17 protein-coding genes are annotated in these 19313 nt (G+C 67.8%); 13 read left to right on the top strand and 4 right to left on the bottom strand.

Annotation, left to right across the window (positions count from 1 at the left end):
* The first annotated feature begins 138 nt into the window (after positions 1-138).
* The 10 genes from WT24_RS07415 (at position 139) to WT24_RS07370 (ending at position 11576) form a co-directional block, all read left to right on the top strand.
* Positions 139-1119 (top strand): AAA family ATPase, encoded by a 981-nt coding sequence (locus WT24_RS07415; protein ID WP_034208632.1) that lies wholly within the window; start codon positions 139-141, stop codon positions 1117-1119.
* Between the two features lie 156 nt (positions 1120-1275).
* Complete coding sequence (locus tag WT24_RS07410; protein WP_059500615.1) at positions 1276-2385, top strand: NAD(P)/FAD-dependent oxidoreductase; 1110 nt, start codon at positions 1276-1278, stop codon at positions 2383-2385.
* A 156-nt stretch (positions 2386-2541) separates the two neighbouring features.
* Positions 2542-2853, top strand: a complete 312-nt coding sequence (locus WT24_RS07405; RefSeq protein ID WP_059500616.1) for a high-potential iron-sulfur protein — start codon at positions 2542-2544, stop codon at positions 2851-2853.
* A 190-nt stretch (positions 2854-3043) separates the two neighbouring features.
* Positions 3044-4351 (top strand): MFS transporter, encoded by a 1308-nt coding sequence (locus WT24_RS07400; protein WP_034208629.1) that lies wholly within the window; start codon positions 3044-3046, stop codon positions 4349-4351.
* A 322-nt stretch (positions 4352-4673) separates the two neighbouring features.
* On the top strand, positions 4674-6302 hold the full coding sequence (locus WT24_RS07395) for an ABC transporter substrate-binding protein (protein ID WP_059500617.1): 1629 nt from the start codon (positions 4674-4676) through the stop codon (positions 6300-6302).
* 110 nt (positions 6303-6412) lie between these two features.
* Positions 6413-7423, top strand: coding sequence for an ABC transporter permease subunit (locus tag WT24_RS07390; RefSeq protein ID WP_059500618.1), 1011 nt, complete (start codon positions 6413-6415; stop codon positions 7421-7423).
* A gap of 4 nt (positions 7424-7427) precedes the next feature.
* Positions 7428-8345, top strand: a complete 918-nt coding sequence (locus WT24_RS07385; protein ID WP_059500619.1) for an ABC transporter permease subunit — start codon at positions 7428-7430, stop codon at positions 8343-8345.
* 84 nt (positions 8346-8429) lie between these two features.
* Positions 8430-9428: an ABC transporter ATP-binding protein gene (locus WT24_RS07380; protein WP_059500620.1), complete on the top strand. Its 999-nt coding sequence runs from the start codon at positions 8430-8432 to the stop codon at positions 9426-9428.
* The gene (locus WT24_RS07375; protein WP_059500621.1) at positions 9425-10438 is read left to right on the top strand and encodes a peptide ABC transporter ATP-binding protein; all 1014 of its coding nucleotides are present in this window, start codon (positions 9425-9427) and stop codon (positions 10436-10438) included. The genes WT24_RS07380 and WT24_RS07375 overlap by 4 nt, the downstream gene beginning before the upstream one ends.
* A complete protein-coding gene (locus tag WT24_RS07370) occupies positions 10431-11576 on the top strand; it encodes a TraB/GumN family protein (protein ID WP_059500622.1) in 1146 nt (381 codons plus the stop codon). Before WT24_RS07375 ends, WT24_RS07370 begins: the two co-directional genes overlap by 8 nt.
* Positions 11577-12133: 557 nt before the next feature.
* Here the strand turns inward: WT24_RS07370 and pxpA are convergent.
* The 3 genes from pxpA to pxpB are packed head-to-tail and all read right to left on the bottom strand — an operon-like array spanning position 12134 to position 14674.
* Complete coding sequence (pxpA, locus tag WT24_RS07365) at positions 12134-12898, bottom strand: 5-oxoprolinase subunit PxpA (RefSeq protein ID WP_059791022.1); 765 nt, start codon at positions 12896-12898, stop codon at positions 12134-12136.
* Between the two features lie 55 nt (positions 12899-12953).
* A complete protein-coding gene (locus WT24_RS07360; RefSeq protein WP_060032286.1) occupies positions 12954-14021 on the bottom strand; it encodes a biotin-dependent carboxyltransferase family protein in 1068 nt (355 codons plus the stop codon).
* A complete protein-coding gene (gene pxpB / locus WT24_RS07355) occupies positions 14018-14674 on the bottom strand; it encodes a 5-oxoprolinase subunit PxpB (RefSeq protein WP_060032283.1) in 657 nt (218 codons plus the stop codon). Before pxpB ends, WT24_RS07360 begins: the two co-directional genes overlap by 4 nt.
* Before the next feature lie 149 nt (positions 14675-14823).
* Here pxpB and WT24_RS07350 point away from each other — a divergent pair, with 149 nt between their 5' ends.
* The gene (locus WT24_RS07350) at positions 14824-15336 is read left to right on the top strand and encodes a winged helix DNA-binding protein (RefSeq protein WP_011546427.1); all 513 of its coding nucleotides are present in this window, start codon (positions 14824-14826) and stop codon (positions 15334-15336) included.
* A gap of 74 nt (positions 15337-15410) precedes the next feature.
* On the opposite strand, the gene WT24_RS07345 is transcribed toward WT24_RS07350, so the two are convergent.
* Positions 15411-16019: a 5-formyltetrahydrofolate cyclo-ligase gene (locus WT24_RS07345; protein WP_059500626.1), complete on the bottom strand. Its 609-nt coding sequence runs from the start codon at positions 16017-16019 to the stop codon at positions 15411-15413.
* 8 nt (positions 16020-16027) lie between these two features.
* On the opposite strand from WT24_RS07345, the gene WT24_RS07340 reads away from it, so the two are divergent.
* On the top strand, positions 16028-17980 hold the full coding sequence (locus tag WT24_RS07340; RefSeq protein ID WP_060032281.1) for a lytic transglycosylase domain-containing protein: 1953 nt from the start codon (positions 16028-16030) through the stop codon (positions 17978-17980).
* Positions 17981-18325: 345 nt separating this feature from the next.
* Complete coding sequence (locus WT24_RS07335) at positions 18326-19285, top strand: complex I NDUFA9 subunit family protein (RefSeq protein WP_059500628.1); 960 nt, start codon at positions 18326-18328, stop codon at positions 19283-19285.
* Positions 19286-19313: the final 28 nt, after the last annotated feature.

The following is a 19313-nucleotide window of genomic DNA, read 5'->3' as shown; positions in this document are numbered from 1 at the left end:
CGGCGCGCGGCCGTGCAGCGTGCGCGCGCTGTTAGCAGCAGACGCACCCGGCTGCTTGCTTGCATGGCGATGCGGGATCGCTACACTGAAATCGTAAGGGTCTGATGAGTATGTGACGGCAAGTGCAGCGAGGTAGGTATGACGACGGCGATGGTGAAACAGGAACTGGCGGTGGCGTCCTTCAGCACGGTGTACGACCTCGAGCAGGTCGAGACGGCGCTGGGCGACCTGAACGAGAGCGCAAGCGACGCACTGCGCTCGACCTACGAGAAGATGCTCAAGACGGGGAATCTGCGTTTCTGCGTGAAGCCGAACCGGATGCCGTCGTTCGACGCGCTCGGCGAAGCGTTGCCGAATTTCGGCGAGCCGCTCGATGACGTACGCAAGCAGATCGCGCTGTGTCTCGAAACGGACGACCGGCTCGAACTGATGCCGATCCTGCTGCTCGGGCCGCCCGGGATCGGCAAGACGCATTTCGCGAAGGCGCTCGCGCAGCTGCTCGGCACCGCGTACCACTACGTGCCGATGAGTTCGCTGACGGCGGGCTGGATCCTGTCGGGTGCATCGTCGCAATGGAAGAACGCGAAGCCCGGCAAGGTGTTCGACGCGCTCGTGAACGGCAGCTACGCGAACCCGGTGATCGCGGTCGACGAAATCGACAAGGCCGGCAGCGATGCGCAATACGATCCGCTCGGCGCGCTGTATGCGTTGCTCGAGCACGACACCGCGCGCGCGTTCGTCGACGAATTCGCGGAAGTGCCGATCAACGCGGGCAACGTGATCTGGATCGCGACCGCGAACGACGCGCACGCGATCCCCGAGCCGCTGCTCAACCGGATGAACGTGTACGAGATCGCGCCGCCCGATGCGGCCGGCGCGCGCCGGATCGCGCAGACGATCTACGACGAGATCCGCACGTCGCATGCGTGGGGGCGGCGCTTTCCCGATACGCTCGGCGACGACGCGCTCGACGTGCTGGCCGCGACGCCGCCGCGCACGATGCGCCGCGCGCTGCTGCACGCGTTCGGCGCCGCGCGGCTCGACGGCCGCGACGCGATCGCGCCGGCCGACATCCGCGCCGACGAAGGCGCGGCGAAGCGCCGGCCGATCGGCTTCTGACGCGGCCACGCGCGCACGGCTGCGGCGTGCGCGCGTGGCATTCGTTGCGCGGTCGGCCGCATCGTCGCGCCGCGATGCGCGCGCGTTCGGCAAGCGGGCGAACCGGGACGTACAATTCCCCTCTCTCCCTTCGACGCGCGAGCAGCGCGAAAAGCCATGGAGCAGACGGATTGTGTCGTGATCGGCGCGGGTGTCGTCGGTCTGGCGATCGCGCGCGAACTCGCCGCGCGCGGGCGTGAAACGATCGTGCTCGAGGCGGCCGACGCGATCGGCACGAGCACGAGTTCGCGCAACAGCGAGGTGATTCACGCGGGGCTCTACTATCCGCGCGGGTCGCTGAAGGCGGTGACGTGCGTGCACGGGCGCGACCTGCTGTACGAATTCTGCGACACCCATCACGTGCCGCACCGGCGCACGGGCAAGCTGCTCGTCGCGACGAGCGCCGCGCAGGTGAAGCAGTTGAAGGCGATCGCCGCACGCGCGGCCGAAAACGGCGTACTCGACCTGCTGCCGCTCACGCGCGCCGAGGCGCAGACGCTCGAGCCCGCGCTCGAATGCGTGGAGGCACTGTTCTCGCCGTCGACGGGCATCGTCGACAGCCACCAGCTGATGCTCGCGCTGCTCGGCGATGCGGAGCGCGACGGCGCCGTGTGCGCGCTGCAATCGCCGGTCGAAGCGATCGACGTGCTGCGCGGCGGGCGCTTCATCGTGCGCACCGGCGGCGCCGCGCCGGCCGAGATCGACGCCACCTGCGTGATCAACAGCGCGGGCCTCGGCGCGCAGGCGCTCGCGCGCCGCACACGCGGCCTCGATCCGCGCTGGGTGCCGCCGCTCTATCTCGCGCGCGGAAATTATTTCAGCCTGTCGCGCCGTGCGCCGTTCTCGCACCTGATCTATCCGATGCCCGATCGCGCGGGGCTCGGCGTGCACCTGACGCTCGATCTCGGCGGGCAGGCGCGCTTCGGCCCGGACGTCGAGTGGTGCGATTCGTTGCGCTACGAAGTCGATCCGGCGCGCGCGGGCGCGTTCTACGCGTCGATTCGCGCATTCTGGCCGGGCCTGCCCGACGATGCGCTGCAGCCGGCGTACGCGGGCATCCGGCCGAAGGTCGCGGGGCCCGGCGAGCCGCCGGCCGACTTCATCGTGCAGGGCGCCGCGCAGCACGGCGTGCGCGGGCTCGTGAACCTGTTCGGCATCGAGTCGCCGGGGCTCACCGCCGCGCTCGCGCTCGCGCAGCGCGTCGGCGACATGGTGTCGCGCGCGTGACGCACGGCCCGCCGCCGCGCGGGCCGGCCGGACGAGCCCGTGTGAAATCCCTTATCTCCGGCATTTCGGCGCGCACATTTATCCGCTTGGGCGTTATTCTGTCGTACGCCGTCGCCAGAACGGCTTTCAAACCGATAACGTTGGAGCGAGTCCCCCATGAAAACATCCCGTCGGAGTTTCCTGATTACGAGCATTGGCGCCGTGTCCGCGCTGGCGCTGTCGCGCGAAGCGCTGGCCGATGCGCCGATGCTGTCGGAAACCGATCCGACCGCGACGGCGCTCGGCTACAAGGCCGATGCCACGAAGGTCGACAAGACGAAGTACCCGAAATACGCAGCGGGCCAGGATTGCGCGGCCTGCATGCTGTATCAGGGCAAGAAGGGCTCGGCTGCGGGCCCGTGCGGCGCGTTCCCCGGCAAGCAGGTGTCGGCGAAGGGCTGGTGCAGCGCTTTCTCGAAGATGGGTTGAGGCCCGTGCGGCGTCGTGCGATGCCGCATTGTGGCGAAAACCGCAACACGCTCGCTGTCGTTCGATGGCGGGCGTTTTTTATTGCTTGAAAACGGTTCCGCCGCTTTCTACACTCGCTGCACACCAGCGCGCCGCGGCACCGCGCGCGCCGAACCGCCCGACACGGCGTATCCACGAGGACGAGGCACGCATGGCGACGATTGCGAATTCAACGAAAGCGACCCGGCCCGAGCGTGCGCTGAACCGGCGCGCGGTGGTGGCCGCCGTGATCGGCAATGCGCTCGAGTGGTACGACTTCACGGTGTTCGGCTTCATGACGGTCGTGATCGCCGAGCTGTTCTTCCCGACCACCAGCGAATACTCGTCGCTGCTGCTCACCACCGCGACGTTCGGCGTCGCGTTCTTCATGCGCCCGATCGGCGGCATCGTGTTCGGGCTGTACGCGGACCGCGCGGGCCGCAAGGCCGCGCTGTCGCTCGTGATCCTGTTGATGACGGCCGGCATCTTCCTGCTCGCGATCGCGCCGCCCTATGCGGCGATCGGCATCGGCGGGCCGCTCCTGATCGTGCTCGGCCGCCTGCTGCAGGGCTTTTCCGCGGGCGGCGAATTCGGCAGCGCGACGGCGCTGCTGATCGAAGCCGCGCCGTTCTCGAAACGCGGTTTCTACGGCAGCTGGCAGATGGCGAGTCAGGCGGCCGCGCTGCTGATCGGCGCGCTCGTCGGCGCGGCCGTCACGCGCGGGCTGTCGCACGACGCGCTGCGCAGCTGGGGCTGGCGCGTGCCGTTCATCCTCGGGCTCGTGATCGGCCCGATCGGCTTCTACATCCGCCGCCATCTCGCGGATTCCGAAGCATTCCTGCATGCGCAGCAAAGCGCGCGCCGCGCGACGCTCGGCGAAGTGTTCACGCGCCACCCGCGCGAGGTGCTGTGCGGGCTCGGCTCGGTGATCGCGCTCACGGTGACGATCTACGTGCTGATCAGCTATCTGCCGACCTTCGCGGTGAAGCAACTGAAGCTGCCTTATGCGGAATCGTTCTACGCGGTGATCGTCGGCAACCTGCTGCTGATGGTGCTGTCGCCGGTCGCGGGGGCGTGGTCGGACCGCATCGGCCGAAAAGGGCTGTCGCTGTGGTCGCTCGTGCTGACGCTCGCGCTGATGTATCCGCTGTTCGCGTGGCTCGACGCGGCGCCGAGCATCGGGCGGCTGATCGCGGTACAGGCCGTGCTGTCGGTGACGCTCGCGGGCTACTACGGGCCGTTCGGCGCGATGATCGCCGAACTCTTTCCGGCCAACGTGCGCTCGACCGGGCTGTCGATCGCGTACAACGTCGCGGTGATGCTGTTCGGCGGCTTCGGCCAGTTCATCGTCACGTGGCTGATCAAGGTCACGGGCACGCCGCTCGCGCCGACCTACTACGTGATGGCGGGGCTCGCGCTGTCGATCGTCGCGGTCGCGTTCGTGCCCGCGCGCAGCGCCGATCTCGATGCGCCGGCGTGACGACATGACGATTCGAAGACGGTCATCGCATCGTTTCGCAAAACGCAATGATGTGCTGCGGAACGCGGGGGAAACGGTGCGTCGCCCCCTTCGTGTTCGCACCCGAATTGTTTAGTCGTCGAACGAAACATGCCGCGAAATGAACGGAATCGTCGCTCGCGCGCGTTGTCGCATTTTTTACCCACACTAAAAATCGGCAAAAACCCGGCGGGCATCTAGAAGAGTTTTTTCTCCAGCTTGTTGCCACATCGTTAGCTCAAGTAATATCCGCGTACGCCGGACCCTGGCGGGACCGGTTCCGATCTGGAGACCTGGAGGAAACATGGAATACAACCGTCTGTTGCACACCCTGCGTGTTACCGCCATGGCAGGCGTGGCAGCGGCATCGCTCGGCGTCGCGGGCTCTGCATTCGCACAGATCCCGAACAAAACGCTCGTCTACTGCTCAGAAGGCAGCCCGGCGGGTTTCGATTCCGCGCAATTCACGACCGGCGTCGATTTCACCGCCGCCACGTTCACCGTCTACAACCGCCTCGTCGAATTCGAGCGCGGCGGCACGAAGGTCGAGCCCGGCCTCGCCGAGAAGTGGGACGTGTCGTCCGACGGCAAGGTATACACGTTTCACCTGCGCCATGGCGTGAAGTTCCACACGACCGACTTCTTCAAGCCGACGCGCGAGTTCAACGCGGACGACGTCGTGTTCTCGTTCGAGCGCATGCTCGATCCGAACAACGCGTTTCGCAAGGCGTACCCGGTGTCGTTCCCGTACTTCACCGACATGGGCCTCGACAAGCTGATCACGAAGATCGAGAAGGTCGACCCGTATACCGTGAAGTTCACGCTGGCCGAGCCGAACGCGCCGTTCATCCAGAACATGGCGATGGAATTCGCGTCGATCCTGTCGGCCGAATACGGCGACCAGTTGATGAAGGCCGGCAAGGCCGCCGACATCAACCAGAAGCCGATCGGCACGGGCCCGTTCATCTTCCGCAGCTACACGAAGGACGCGACGATCCGCTTCGATGGCAATCCTGATTACTGGAAGAAGGGCGCGGTGAAGCTGTCGAAGCTGATCTTCTCGATCACGCCGGATCCGGGCGTGCGCGTGCAGAAGATCAAGCGCAACGAATGCCAGGTGATGAGCTATCCGCGCCCGGCCGACATCGCGACGCTGAAGGCCGATCCGAACGTCGACATGCCGTCGCAGGCCGGCTTCAACCTCGGCTACCTCGCGTACAACGTCGAGCACAAGCCGGTCGACAAGCTCGAAGTGCGTCAGGCGCTCGACATGGCGATCAACAAGAAGGCGATCCTCGAGTCCGTCTACCAGGGCGCCGGCCAGGCCGCGACCGCGCCGATGCCGCCGACCCAATGGTCGTACGACAAGAACCTGAAGATGGCTGCCTACGACACCGCGAAGGCGAAGGCGCTGCTCGCGAAGGCAGGCTATCCGAACGGTTTCGAGATCACGCTGTGGGCGATGCCGGTGCAGCGCGCGTACAACCCGAACGCCCGCCTGATGGCCGAGATGATCCAGGCCGACTGGGCGAAGATCGGCGTGAAGGCGAAGATCGTCACGTACGAGTGGGGCGAGTACATCAAGCGCGCGCACGGCGGCGAGCAGGACACGATGCTGATCGGCTGGACCGGCGACAACGGCGATCCCGACAACTGGCTCGGCACGCTGCTCGGCTGCGAGGCGATCAAGGGCAACAACTTCTCGCACTGGTGCTACAAGCCGTTCGACGACCTGGTCCAGAAGGGCCGCACGACGACGGGCCAGGACGCGCGCACGAAGCTCTACACGCAGGCGCAGCAGATCTTCGCGCAACAACTGCCGTTCTCCCCGATCGCGAACTCGACGGTCTATCAGCCGGTGCGCAAGAACGTGGTCGACATGCGTATCGAACCGCTCGGCTATGCCCGCTTCGACGGGGTTAGCGTGAAGTAACACGCCTGTCGTAAGCTGTCGCGAAGACCGGCTAACTCATCCGGCGGCGGGAGGCCAAAAGCTTCCCGTCGCCGGTCGCACATTTCCCACAAGAAAATACGAGACGCATCATGTTCAGATTCGTGTTGCGCCGCGTGGGGATGGTGATCCCGACCTTCATCGGCATCACCATCCTGGCGTTTGCGCTGATTCACCTGATACCGGGCGACCCCATCGAAGTGATGATGGGCGAGCGCGGCGTCGATCCCGCGATGCACGCAGAGGCGATGAAACGCCTCGGGCTCGACGAGCCGCTGCCGCTGCAGTACCTCCACTACGTCGGCCGGGCGCTGCACGGCGACCTCGGCACGTCGATCATCACCAACACGAGCGTCGCGGGCGAATTCTTCGCGCGCTTCCCGGCGACCGTCGAACTGTCGCTGTGCGCGCTCGTGTTCGCGCTCGTCGTCGGCCTGCCGGCCGGCGTGATCGCCGCGCTGCGGCGCGGCTCGGTCATCGACCACGGCGTGATGGGCACCGCGCTCACCGGCTACTCGATGCCGATCTTCTGGTGGGGGCTGATCCTCATCATGGTGTTTTCGTCGTACCTCGGCTGGACGCCCGTGTCGGGCCGCATCGCCGTCGAATACGACTTTCCGCATCCGACGGGCTTCATGCTGATCGACGCGCTGCTCGCGCCCGACGAAGGCTCGTTCAAGTCGGCGGTGAGCCACCTGATCCTGCCCGCGATCGTGCTCGGCACGATCCCGCTCGCGGTGATCGCGCGGATGACGCGCTCGTCGATGCTCGAAGTGCTGCGCGAGGACTACATCCGCACTGCCCGCGCGAAAGGGCTGTCGCCCGTGCGCGTGGTCGTCGTGCATGCACTGCGCAATGCGCTGATCCCGGTCGTCACCGTGATCGGCCTGCAGATCGGCACGCTGCTTGCGGGCGCCGTGCTGACCGAGACGCTCTTTTCGTGGCCCGGCATCGGCAAGTGGCTGATCGACGCGATCGGCCGCCGCGACTATCCGGTCGTCCAGGGCGGCATCCTGCTGATCGCGACGCTCGTGATCGTCGTGAACCTGGTCGTCGACCTGCTGTACGGCGTGCTGAATCCGCGCATCCGCCACACGAGGTAATTCCATGAGCAATCTGCAAAACACCCTGCCGAGCGAATCCGCGCCGGCCGGCGGCCGTGCGCTCGCGCTGCGCGAGTTCTGGGCCAACTTCTCGCGCAACCGCGGCGCCGTCGGCGCGGGCATCGTCGTGATCGTGCTGATCGTCGTCGCACTGTTCGCGCCGCTGATCGCGCCGCACAGCCCGGTCGAGCAATACCGCGACTACGTGAAGATTCCGCCCGCGTGGCTCGCCGGCGGCAACTGGCAATTCATCCTCGGCACCGACGAAGCTGGCCGCGACATTCTTTCGCGGCTGATGTTCGGCGCGCGGATGTCGTTCTGGATCGGCTTCGTGTCGGTCGTGCTCGCGCTGATCCCCGGCATCGTGCTCGGCCTGATCGCCGCGTTCTTCCAGAAGTGGGCCGACACGCCGGTGATGCGCATCATGGACGTGCTGCTCGCGCTGCCGTCGCTGCTGCTCGCGGTCGCGGTCGTCGCGATCATCGGCCCGGGCCTCACCAACACGATGTTCGCGATCGCGATCGTCGCGCTGCCGGCCTACGTGCGCCTCACGCGCGCGTCGGCGCTCGGCGAGCTGCAGAAGGAATACGTGACCGCGTCGCGCGTGGCCGGCGCCGGCACGCTGCGCCTGATGTTCTCGCAGGTGCTGCCGAACTGCACGGCGCCGCTGATCGTGCAGGCGACGCTCGGCTTCTCGTCGGCGATCCTCGACGCGGCCGCGCTCGGCTTCCTCGGTCTCGGCGTGCAGCCGCCGACCGCCGAGTGGGGCGCGATGCTCGCGTCCGCGCGCGACTACATCGACAACGCGTGGTGGATCGTGACGATGCCCGGGCTGTCGATCCTGATTTCGGTGCTCGCGATCAACCTGCTCGGCGACGGGCTGCGCGACGCGCTCGATCCCAAACTGAAGCGGATGGCGTGATATGAAACGACCCCCACACTCTCTTCGTTCGTTGCCCCCCAAGGGGGCGGTCATCCTCCTTGGGGCGGCCCGGCGGAGGACGACATGACCCAAAATCTACTGACTATCCGCAATCTCGCGGTGAACTTCAACGGCCTGCCCGCGGTCGACCGGATCAACCTGTCGGTCGCGCCGGGCGAGGTGGTGGGCGTCGTCGGCGAATCGGGCTCGGGCAAGAGCGTGACGATGATGGCGCTGATGGGCCTGATCGACGCGCCCGGCAAGGTGACGGCCGACGAGGTCACGTTCGACGGCGTCGACCTGCTGAAGGCGTCGCCGAAGGCGCGCCGCAAGATCGTCGGCAAGGACATCGCGATGGTGTTCCAGGACGCGCTGACGAGCCTGAATCCGAGCTACACGGTCGGCTACCAGATCAAGGAAGTGCTGAAGCTGCACGAAGGCCTGCGCGGCGACGCGCTGCACCGGCGCGCGCTCGAACTGCTCGACCAGGTCGGCATTCCCGATGCGAAGAACCGCATCGCGTCGTTCCCGCACCAGATGTCGGGCGGGATGAACCAGCGCGTGATGATCGCGATGGCCGTCGCGTGCAACCCGAAGCTCCTGATCGCCGACGAGCCGACCACCGCGCTCGACGTGACGATCCAGGCGCAGATCATGGATCTGCTCGTGAAGCTGCAGAAGGAGCGCGGGATGGCGCTCGTGCTGATCTCGCACGATCTGGCGGTGGTATCCGAGGTCGCGCATCGCGTCGCGGTGATGTACGCGGGCGAGGTCATCGAGACCAACCGCGTGCCCGACATCTTCCGCGCGCCGCATCATCCGTACACCGAAGCGCTGCTCGCGGCGATTCCCGAGCACAATCGGGGGGCGCGTCGCCTTGCCGCATTGCCGGGCATGGTGCCGGGCCGCGATGATCGCCCGTCCGGGTGCCTCTTCGCGCCGCGCTGCAAGTACGTCGTCGACGATTGCCGCAAGGCGCGGCCGGCGCTCGACACGCTGGTGCCGGGCAACGATGCGATGCGCGCGCGCTGCATCAAGCCGCTCAATGTTTCCAACCTCGACCTGACGGGAGGCGCACGATGAATGCAGTCCAGGATACGCGCCACGTGTCGCACGACGAGGACGTCCTGGTGGCCGACGGCCTCGCGAAGCACTATTCGGTGAAGCGCGGGATGTTCGGGCAGGGCACGGTGAAGGCGCTGAACGGCGTGTCGTTCTCGCTGAAGCGCGGCAAGACGCTCGCCGTCGTCGGCGAGTCGGGCTGCGGGAAGTCGACGCTCGCGCGCCAGCTCACGATGATCGAGACGCCCACGTCGGGCAGCCTGACGATCGACGGCAAGAACGTGGCCGGCGCGAGCCGCGACACGGTTGCCGACTTGCGTCGCCGCGTGCAGATGGTGTTCCAGAACCCGTTCGCGTCGCTCAACCCGCGCAAGACCGTCGAGCAGACGCTCGCCGAGCCGCTCGAGATCAACGCGAACCTGACGGCCGCCGAGCGCGCCGCGCGCATCGCGCAGATCATGCGCACGGTCGGGCTGCGGCCCGAGCACGCGAAGCGCTATCCGCACATGTTCTCCGGCGGCCAGCGCCAGCGGGTCGCGATCGCGCGCGCGATGATCCTCGATCCGCGCATCGTCGTCGCCGACGAGCCGGTGTCTGCGCTCGACGTGTCGATCCAGGCGCAGATCCTGAACCTGTTCATGGATCTGCAGGAGCAGTTCAAGACGAGCTACGTGTTCATCTCGCACAACCTGTCGGTGGTTGAGCACGTCGCGGACGACGTGATGGTGATGTACTTCGGCAGTGTCGCCGAGCTCGGCGACAAGGCGACGATCTACGCACGGCCGCGCCATCCGTACACGCAGGCGCTGATGTCGGCGACGCCGGCGATCTTCGAGGAAGACCGCCGCGTGCAGATCAAGCTGCAGGGCGAGCTGCCGTCGCCGCTCAATCCGCCGTCGGGCTGCTCGTTTCACCAGCGCTGCCCGTACGCGGTCGAGCGGTGCCGCGTCGAGGAGCCGCAATTGCGTGAAGTGGACGGCCGGCGCGTGGCCTGCCATCGCGCCGAGGAGGTCGGGGAGGAGAATGCCTGAAGCGTTGGCGGCGCGCGTGTCCGGCGTGCGCCGTGCGGGGGCAGGCGGCGCGCGCGCGATGCGCGCATACCGCTACGCGCGGCGCTGGAGCGTGCGCACCGTCACGGGCGCGGCGCTGGCCGGCGCGTGCGTGGCGGCCAGCGTCGTGGTGCCCGTCGAGCCGGCGCGCGCCGAAGGGCGTGCGCCGGCGACTTCGCCGATTCATCCGTCGCAGGTTCCGCCGCCCGGCATGAGCCTGCCGGGCTTCCATGCGCCGGCCGGATCGGACGGCACGGTGTCGCGCGGCACCGTGCGCGTGCAGCCGGCGCGCATGCCGTTCTACGTCGCGACCAAGGGCAAGGTCACGCTCTACGTGCTCGGCACGCTGCACACGGGCGATCCGTCCGATTACCCGAGCGCGCAGCCGTTCCGGCCGCGCATCCTCGCGGCGCTCGCCGCGTCGCCGACGCTCGCGCTCGAACTGTCGCCCGACGACCTGCTCGAATCGCAGGACGACGTGTCGAAATACGGCGTGTGTCGCTACCCGTGCCTGCAGCGCCTGCTGCCCGAGCCGCTGTGGCAGCGGCTCGCGGCGCGCCTGCGCGGCAATCCGGCCGCGCTCGCCGAGATCCGCAAGATGCGGCCGTGGCTCGCGGCGCTCGTCGTCGAGACCTACGATTCGCTGTCGGCGGGCCTGCAGACCGAATACGGCACCGAGGCGCAACTGCAGAACGTGTTCCTGAAGAAGAAGGGCGGCCGCGTGATCGGACTCGAGACGCTCGCCGAACAGATGCGCGCGTTCACCGGGCTGACGCTCGCCGAGCAGCGCGAGATGCTCGCGCAGGACATGGTGCAGACGCCCGCGCAGAACGCCGATGACATCAAGGCGCTGCACCGGCTGTGGCGAATTGGCGACGCCGATGCGATCTCCGCATGGGCCGTCGCGAAGAGCGAGCGGCTCGCGCATTCGAAGGCGTTGTCGGCGTCGCTCGACAACAAGATCGTGTACGAACGCAACCGGCGCTTCGTTGCACGGATGACGGCAATCGCCGCGCCGAACCGGCCGCTGTTCGTCGCGATCGGCGCGCTGCATCTGGGTGGCCCGCGCGGCGTGCTCGAATTGTTGCGCCAGCAAGGATACCGGGTCGACGCGAACTGATCGCGCCCGCCTGCCCGTATCGATCTTCCCCTGTTTGATCGACGTCGCACGCACGGCGCGCAGCGCCTTCGCGGTGGCGTCGCTCGATAAGGAAAACCCTTGAATCGTCGGAAAATAGCGTTTAAAACGATTGACATCCCGTTCGGCCGATATCTATTCTTCACCCCACAAGTTGAAAAAATGAAAAGAATAGATAAGTTCTACGGGGTAGCAGAAATAAAGCGCGGGGTGAGCGTCGCCGGCACATGAAGCATGTGCCGGCCGCGGAGAGTCTGCATGCACGGCGGGGCCAATCGTCGTCGAAAACACATGCATGCAGGCCGACTTGCACATAAGCGACGTTCCGCCGTCTGACCGGGGAAGGCAGTGATCGGGCGGCGGCGGACGTTTTTTAATCCGGAATATTTTTCCGGTCACCGTCGAAAGACGGTTTCGGGGGGCGAATCGACAGACGGCGAAGCCGCAGCGATTGCGCCAACGGAAAAGCGCCACGAGGGCGCTTTTTTCTTTGGTGCGACGAAAACGCGCGACACGTGGGCGATGCGCCGGATGCTTCGTTACGCGCCTTCGTCGGCCTGCAGCGCGCCGGGCGCCACGACGTCGACGCCGGCCGCCTCGAGCGCCGCGCGAATCCTTTTCGCGAACGCCAGCGCATGCGGCCCGTCGCCATGCAGGCAGACGGTCTGCGCATTGAGCGGCACCCATTCGCCGCTCAATGCGCGCACCTGCCGGTTGCGCACCATGTCGAGCGTGCGCGCGAGCACCGCATCTTCATCGTCGATCAACGCGCCGGGCAGGCTGCGCGGCACCAGCGAGCCGTCCGCGCGATAGCCGCGATCGGCGAACACTTCCTCCACCGCCGCGAGCCCTGCATGTCGCGCGGCCGCGATGAACACGCTGTTCGCGAGCCCGAACACCGCGAGCGACGGATCGAAGTCGTGGATCGCGGATACCACCGCGTCGGCGATCATCGGATCGCGTGCGGCCTGGTTGTACAGCGCGCCGTGCGGTTTCACGTGCGCGATGCGCCCGCCCTCGGCCTGCGCGATCGCAGACAGCGCGCCGAGCTGGTACAGCACGCCCGCGTAGATGTCGCCGGCCGGCAACTGCATTTCCTTGCGGCCGAAATTCTCCGGATCGTGAAAGCTCGGATGCGCGCCGATCGACACGCCTTTCTGCACGGCCCAGCGCACGCAGTCGCGCATCGCATTCGCGCCGCCCGCATGCCATCCGCATGCGATGTTCGCCGACGTGACGAGGTCGAGCAGCGCCTCGTCCGATCCGCATCCTTCGCCGAGATCGGCATTCAGATCGATTTCCATAACGTTCCTCGTCCACTGATTGCGTGGCGCGTCCTCCGTGCCGCTTCCGTCATTGTCACGCCGCGCGCGTTTGGGCGGCGCGGCGCGCTTCCTCGCGCATCTCGATCGCGACGTCGATCTGCCGCAAGTACGCCCGTTCCGCGACGAGGGCGGCGCGTGCGGCGTCGAGCGTCGTGCGCACGAAGCGGATCGGCAGGTTGAGCCGCGCCTGCGCGAGCTTCCACAGGTCGGCGCGGATCACCGTGCCGATCTTCGGGTAGCCGCCGGTGGTCTGGGCGTCGTGCATCAGCACGATCGGCTGGCCGTTCGGCGGCACCTGGATCGTGCCGGGCAGCACCGCGTGCGACAGCAGCTCGACCGGGCGCTCGCGCACGAGCTCGGCGCCGGCGAGCCGATAGCCCATCCGGTTGCTGTTCGCGGTGACGAGCCATTCCTCGTCCCAGAACGTCTGCTGCGAATCGGCCGCGAACGACGCGTAGTCGGGGCCCGGCAGCACGCGCACGGGCATCGCCCACGGTGCGTGCGCGGGGCGGTGACGGCGCGGCGGCTCGTCGACGCGCACGAACGCGCACCACGCCGGCGCCTTCACGCCGAATTCGGGCGCATCGGCCGCGAGGCAACCCGCGCCGGCCGGCGGCACGCCGACCGGGAGCCGGTCGCCGTCGCGCAGCGCGCGGCCGCCGAGACCGCCGAAGCGCGACGCGAGATCGGTGCTGCGCGAGCCGAGCATCGGCAGCACGTCGATGCCGCCCGCGATGCACAAGTAGCCGCGCATGCCGCGTTTCGCGGCCGGCAGCACGAGCGTCTGCCCGGCGCGGACCGGCAGGCTCCACCATGAGTACACGGGCTTGCCGTCGAGCGTCGCGCCGAATTCGGTGCCGGCGATCGCGATGCGCGTCGCGCGTGTGAAGCGGAACGTGGCGGGGCCGATCGTGATTTCGACGGCGGCCGCGTCGGGGCGGTTGCCGACGAGCCGGTTGCCGACCTCGAGCGCGAGGCCGTCGAGCGCGCCGCCTTGCGCGACGCCGAGATGGCGCGTGCCGCGGCGCCCGAGATCCTGCACGGTCGATAGCGGGCCGGCCCGCACGACCTCGATGGTGCCCGGTGCGTGGCTCTGGGTCATCGTGGGTCGACTCCCGCAACGGTGAAGCGTACGCGGTCGCCGGGCAGCAGCAGCGTCGGCTGCGGCCGCGCCGGATCGAACAGCGACTGCGACGTGCGGCCGATCAGTTGCCAGCCGCCGGGCGACGTGGCCGGGTAGATGCCGGTCTGCGCGCCGCCGATGCCGACCGAGCCGGCCGGCACCTCCAGGCGCGGCGCCGCGCGGCGCGGCGTGTGCAGCGACGCGTCGAGGCCGCCGAGATACGCGAAGCCCGGCTGGAATCCGACGAAGAACACGACGTAGGTGCCGGCCGCGTGGCGCGCGACGACCTCGTCGGCCGACAGGCCCGTGTGGGCGGCGACGGCGGCCAGGTCGGGGCCGGCGGCCCCGCCGTACTCGACCGGGATCTCGACCTCTTGGCCGTCCGCGTGCTCGACGTCGGCCGTCTCCCACGCGTCGCGCAGCGCGGGCGTGAGCGAGTCGGCCGTCACGGCGAGCGCGTCGAACACGATGGTCAGGTTGTTCATGCCGGGGACGACGTCGATCACGTCGGGCCACGCGCGCGCGGCCTCGGCCACGGCCCAGACGCGGCGCTGGCAATCGAGCGTGGCGGGCGGCGGCACCTCGCAGACGAGGGCGGCATCGCCGAGCGGATAAATGCGGGGTTGCGTCATCGGACTGGCACGGTTCGGACGGCAATGTTAGCGCACATTGTCGACAAAATATCGACAACTTATCAATAAGCGTTTTTGCCTAGCCCGTCGGCCGGGGCTTCTGGCGTACACTCGGGCACATCCTGTCATCCGGCTTGCGCCGCCTTTCCATGAAGCGTCCTGCGACCAAGATCGTGTCATCCGAACACCTCGTTTCCGATTCGAGCGCGGAGCTGTCGGAGCTCGAATACGGGCTCATCATGGCCGGCAACGCGTTCAACCGCTGGATGGTGCGCTGCATGTCGGCGGCGGGGGCGAAGGACATGACGGCGGTCGAGGTCTCGCTGCTGCATCACGTCAGCCATCGCGAACGCAAGAAGAAGCTCGCCGACATCTGCTTCGTGCTCAATATCGAGGATACGCACGTCGCGACCTATGCGCTGAAAAAACTGATCGCCCGCGGCTACGTGAAGAGCGAGAAAAGCGGCAAGGAAGTGTTCTTCTTCGCGACCGATGCGGGCCGCGACCTGTGCCTGAAGTACCGCGAGGTTCGCGAGCACTGCCTGATCGAGACGCTGAAGGACAGCGGCCTCACCAACGAGCAGATCGGCGACGCGGCGCAGTTGCTGCGCCACGCATCGGGCCTCTACGACACGGCCGCGCGCGCGGCGGCATCGCTGTAAGCGCGGGCGGAAACGCTCGGGCGCGGCGACGCGCCCTCGGGCCGGCGGCGACGATCGCGGCGCCGTGCGCGGCATTATCCGGCGGCCGGGTAAAGCGCCCCGTCGGTGACGATCCAGCGCAGCGCGAGATCGTGCGCTTCGGCCGGCAGCGCATCGACGCGGCACGCTTCGTACGCGATGCCGACCGTCACGGGCAGCGTGTCGCCCGGCCATGCGGCGAGCGTGCGGTCGTAGTAGCCGCCGCCGTAGCCGAGCCGGTAGCGCTGCGGATCGAATCCCACGCAGGGAATCAGCAAAAGATCGGGCACGACGACGATTCCCGACGCCGGTTCGGGAATCCGGTGATGGCCTTCGCGCATCGGCGTGTGCGTGTCCCACGCGTGGAACGCGAGCGGCGTGTGACGCTCGCCGATCACCGGCAACGCGGCGCACCGGCCGGCACCCGCCGCGCACCATGCGAGCACCGCGTCGCGCGCATCGAATTCGCCCGGCAGCGGCCAGTAGAACCCGACCGTGCGCGGCGCCAGACGGTCGAGCAGCGTGCGCAGCCGCGCGTCGAGCGCGGCGTTCGCGGCGGGCTGCGACGCGGCGTCGCGACGGGCGCCGGACAGCGTTTTGCGCAGCGCAACCTTCGGGTTCGGCACAGGGTTGCGTGCTATGCTTTCGCTCACTTCGTGCTCCATTCATAACGATGTCGAACAGCCTTTTTCGAGTATATCGCGCGGTCGCGCTGATGCTTTCGGCCGGCGCGCTCGTCGCGGGCACGGCCGCGTGCGCCGCACCGAACGACGACACGCTTCCCGGGGATGACCAGATCTTCGTGCAGCTTCGCGAAGCCGCACGCCGCAACGACGCCGCGAAGGCCGCGCAGCTCGCGTCGATGATCCCGAACTATCCGGTTCCGTCCTACGTCGAGTATTTCCAGATCAAGCCGCAGCTGTTCGATTCGACGGGCCGCGCGCGCGTCGATGCGCCGGATGCGCCCGTGCAGTCGTTCCTGCAGCGCTACGATGGCCAGGCGATCGCCGATCGCCTGCGCAACGACTACCTGCTCGTGCTCGGCGCGCGCCACGACTGGCGCAATTTCGACGACCAGTACAAGCGCTTCGTGCTCGACGACGACACGCAGGTCAAGTGCTATGCGCTCGAATCGCGCGCGGCGCGCAACGAGAACGTCGCCGACGCGGCGCGCGCGCTGCTCGTCGAGCCGAAGAACTACGGCGACGCGTGCGTCGACCTGATCACCGCGCTCGCGGTCAACCAGCAGTTCACGAGCGACGACGTGTGGCAGCAGGCGCGCCTCGCGTACGAGCAGAACTACACGACGCTGGGCGGCAAGATCGTCGATGCGCTCGGCCCGCGCCCGGCCGGTTTCGACCAGGCGACGAGCGCGCCGCCGCTGTATCTCGCGCGCGGCGTCGGCCCCGATGCCGCGTCGCATCAGCTCGCGCTGATCGCGCTCGGCCGCATGGCGCGCAACGATCCGGACGCCGCCGCCGGGATGCTGACGACGGTCGCGCCTTCGCTGACCAAGCAGGAACAGGCGATCGCGTGGGGCGCGATCGGCTACCAGGGCGCGATCAAGCGCTCGCCGATGGCGTCGGTCTGGTATGCGAAATCGGCGAACGCGCCGCTGTCGAACCCGGGCTACGAATGGCGCACGCGCGCCGCGCTGCTCGCCGGCAACTGGCCGATGGTGCGCTGGTCGATCGAGCAGATGCCGCCGTCGCTGCGCAACGATCCGGCGTGGATCTACTGGCATGCGCGCGCGCTCAAGCAGAGCGGCGACACGCTGCAGGCGAACCAGGAATTCGAGCAGGTCGCCGGCCAGTTCAACTTCTACGGGCAGTTGGCCGGCGAAGAGCTCGGCCAGCGCACGACGATCCCGCCGCGCACGAAGGTGAGCGACGCCGAGGTCGATGCGATGGGCAAGATCCCGGGCTTCGCGCTCGCGCAGCGTTTCTACGCACTGAACCTGCGCCTCGAAGGCAATCGCGAATGGAACTGGCCGCTGCGCGGGATGACCGATCGCCAGCTGCTCGCGGCCGCCGAATACGGCAAGCGCGTCGAGCTGCTCGACCGCACGGTCAACACGGCCGACCGCACGAAGGCCGAGCACGACTTCACGCTGCGCTATCCGTCGCCGTACCGCACGACCGTCGAGCGCTACGCGCAGTCGACGGGCCTCGACGTCGAGTGGGCGTACGGGCTGATCCGCCAGGAATCGCGCTTCATCATCAGTGCGCGTTCGTCGGTGGGCGCGGGCGGCCTGATGCAGCTGATGCCGGCAACGGCGCAGATGGTCGCGAAGAAGCTCGGCATGGGCACGATCTCGCGTGCGCAGATGCACGACATCGACACCAACATCCAGCTCGGCACCTGGTATCTGGCGGACATCTACAACAACTTCGACAGCTCGCCGGTGCTCGCCACCGCCGGCTACAACGCGGGCCCCGGCCGGCCGCGCCAGTGGCGCCAGGTGTTGACGCAGCCGGTCGAAGGCGCGATCTTCGCGGAGACGATTCCGTTCAACGAGACGCGCGACTACGTGAAGAACGTGCTGTCGAACACCGTCTATTACGCGGCGCTCTTCGAGGGCAAACCGCAGTCGTTGAAGAAACGTCTAGGCATGATCTCGCCCTGATAAGCAATCTTCACACTGCCGCGCGAGACGCGGCAGTGTTTAAGGGGCTGTTCACGCTAATAACCGGCTTGCGAACGAGGCTGGCCGGCTGCAGTGCAAGAAGCAAGGAGCGCCGTTTGGCCGAGCCAAACAAGCGACGCGCGACGCCGCAATGTGGCCGGCCAGCCTCGTTCCCCTGACCGGAAAAAATCATGAATGGGGCTGGCCGCCAGAAGGGCCGATCGCTGCGTCATGCTCCTTGCGAATACGTCGAGTATTCGCTGCGTCGCAATCCTTGCGCTCGGCCCTTCTGGTGGCCAGCGCAAGCCCGTTATTAGCGTGAACCGCCCCTTAGAGGTCCCGAACATGGATCGCCAGACCGTCGCGCTGCTGGGTGGCACCGGCTTCATCGGCAGCCGGCTCGTCAATGCGCTGATCGACGCCGGCAAGCACGTGCGGATCGGCACGCGGCGGCGCGACCACGCGCGCCACCTGCAGATGCTGCCGGTCGACATCGTCGAACTCGACGCGCTCGATACGCGCACGCTCGCGCGCTTCGTCGCCGGCGCGCACGCGGCGATCAACCTGATCGGCGTGCTGCACGGCGGCCGCGGCACGCCGTACGGGCCGGGCTTCGAGCGTGCGCACGTCGCGCTGCCGGCCGCGCTGGCCGCGGCATGCGTCGAGGTCGGCGTGCGGCGCGTGCTGCACATGAGCGCGCTCGGCGCCGATTCGCACGGCGCGAGCATGTACCAGCGCTCGAAGGGCGACGGCGAAGCCGCGTTGCATGCGGTCGCGGCCACCGATTCGCTCGCGCTGACGATCTTCCGTCCGTCGGTCGTGTTCGGCCCGGGCGACGCATTCCTCAACACGTTCGCGAAGCTGCAGCGCATGGCGCCCGTGCTGCCGCTCGCGATGCCCGACGCGCGCTTCCAGCCGGTGTTCGTCGGCGACGTCGTACGCGCGTTCGTCAACACGCTCGATCTCGCGGCCGCGCACGGCAAGACTTACGAACTGGGTGGCCCGACCGTCTACACGCTCGAGCAACTGGTGCGCTATTGCGGCACACTGGTCGGCCGCCAGGCACGCATCGTGCGGCTGCCCGACGCGCTTGCGCGGCTGCAGGCGAGCGTGTTCGAATGCCTGCCCGGCGAGCCGGTGCTCACGCGCGACAATCTCGCGACGATGTCGGTGCCCAATGTGCTGTCGGGGCCGCTCGCGCCGGAACTCGGGATCTCGCCCGCGAGTCTGGAAAGCATTGCACCCGCGTATCTCGGCGAAGCGACCGGGCGCTCGCGGTTCGACTGGTTCCGCTCGCGTCGCTAGCATCCGCACGGGGCGCCGCGGGTCGGCC

The organism is Burkholderia sp. MSMB1078WGS (assembly GCF_001528895.1).
Classification (GTDB): domain Bacteria; phylum Pseudomonadota; class Gammaproteobacteria; order Burkholderiales; family Burkholderiaceae; genus Burkholderia.
This window is presented reverse-complemented; position numbering and strand designations above follow the sequence as displayed.

Bases quoted from the DNA above. Each gene is read 5' to 3' on its own strand.
- WT24_RS07410 (WP_059500615.1), top strand. From the start codon at position 1,276: ATGGAGCAGACGGATTGTGTCGTGATCGGCGCGGGTGTCGTCGGTCTG.
- WT24_RS07360 (WP_060032286.1), bottom strand. From the start codon at position 14,021: ATGACCCAGAGCCACGCACCGGGCACCATCGAGGTCGTGCGGGCCGGC.
- WT24_RS07390 (WP_059500618.1), top strand. From the start codon at position 6,413: ATGTTCAGATTCGTGTTGCGCCGCGTGGGGATGGTGATCCCGACCTTC.
- WT24_RS07340 (WP_060032281.1), top strand. From the start codon at position 16,028: ATGTCGAACAGCCTTTTTCGAGTATATCGCGCGGTCGCGCTGATGCTT.
- WT24_RS07400 (WP_034208629.1), top strand. From the start codon at position 3,044: ATGGCGACGATTGCGAATTCAACGAAAGCGACCCGGCCCGAGCGTGCG.
- WT24_RS07350 (WP_011546427.1), top strand. From the start codon at position 14,824: ATGAAGCGTCCTGCGACCAAGATCGTGTCATCCGAACACCTCGTTTCC.
- WT24_RS07375 (WP_059500621.1), top strand. From the start codon at position 9,425: ATGAATGCAGTCCAGGATACGCGCCACGTGTCGCACGACGAGGACGTC.
- pxpB (WP_060032283.1), bottom strand. From the start codon at position 14,674: ATGACGCAACCCCGCATTTATCCGCTCGGCGATGCCGCCCTCGTCTGC.
- WT24_RS07395 (WP_059500617.1), top strand. From the start codon at position 4,674: ATGGAATACAACCGTCTGTTGCACACCCTGCGTGTTACCGCCATGGCA.
- WT24_RS07370 (WP_059500622.1), top strand. From the start codon at position 10,431: ATGCCTGAAGCGTTGGCGGCGCGCGTGTCCGGCGTGCGCCGTGCGGGG.
- WT24_RS07415 (WP_034208632.1), top strand. From the start codon at position 139: ATGACGACGGCGATGGTGAAACAGGAACTGGCGGTGGCGTCCTTCAGC.
- WT24_RS07405 (WP_059500616.1), top strand. From the start codon at position 2,542: ATGAAAACATCCCGTCGGAGTTTCCTGATTACGAGCATTGGCGCCGTG.
- pxpA (WP_059791022.1), bottom strand. From the start codon at position 12,898: ATGGAAATCGATCTGAATGCCGATCTCGGCGAAGGATGCGGATCGGAC.
- WT24_RS07345 (WP_059500626.1), bottom strand. From the start codon at position 16,019: ATGGAGCACGAAGTGAGCGAAAGCATAGCACGCAACCCTGTGCCGAAC.
- WT24_RS07380 (WP_059500620.1), top strand. From the start codon at position 8,430: ATGACCCAAAATCTACTGACTATCCGCAATCTCGCGGTGAACTTCAAC.
- WT24_RS07335 (WP_059500628.1), top strand. From the start codon at position 18,326: ATGGATCGCCAGACCGTCGCGCTGCTGGGTGGCACCGGCTTCATCGGC.
- WT24_RS07385 (WP_059500619.1), top strand. From the start codon at position 7,428: ATGAGCAATCTGCAAAACACCCTGCCGAGCGAATCCGCGCCGGCCGGC.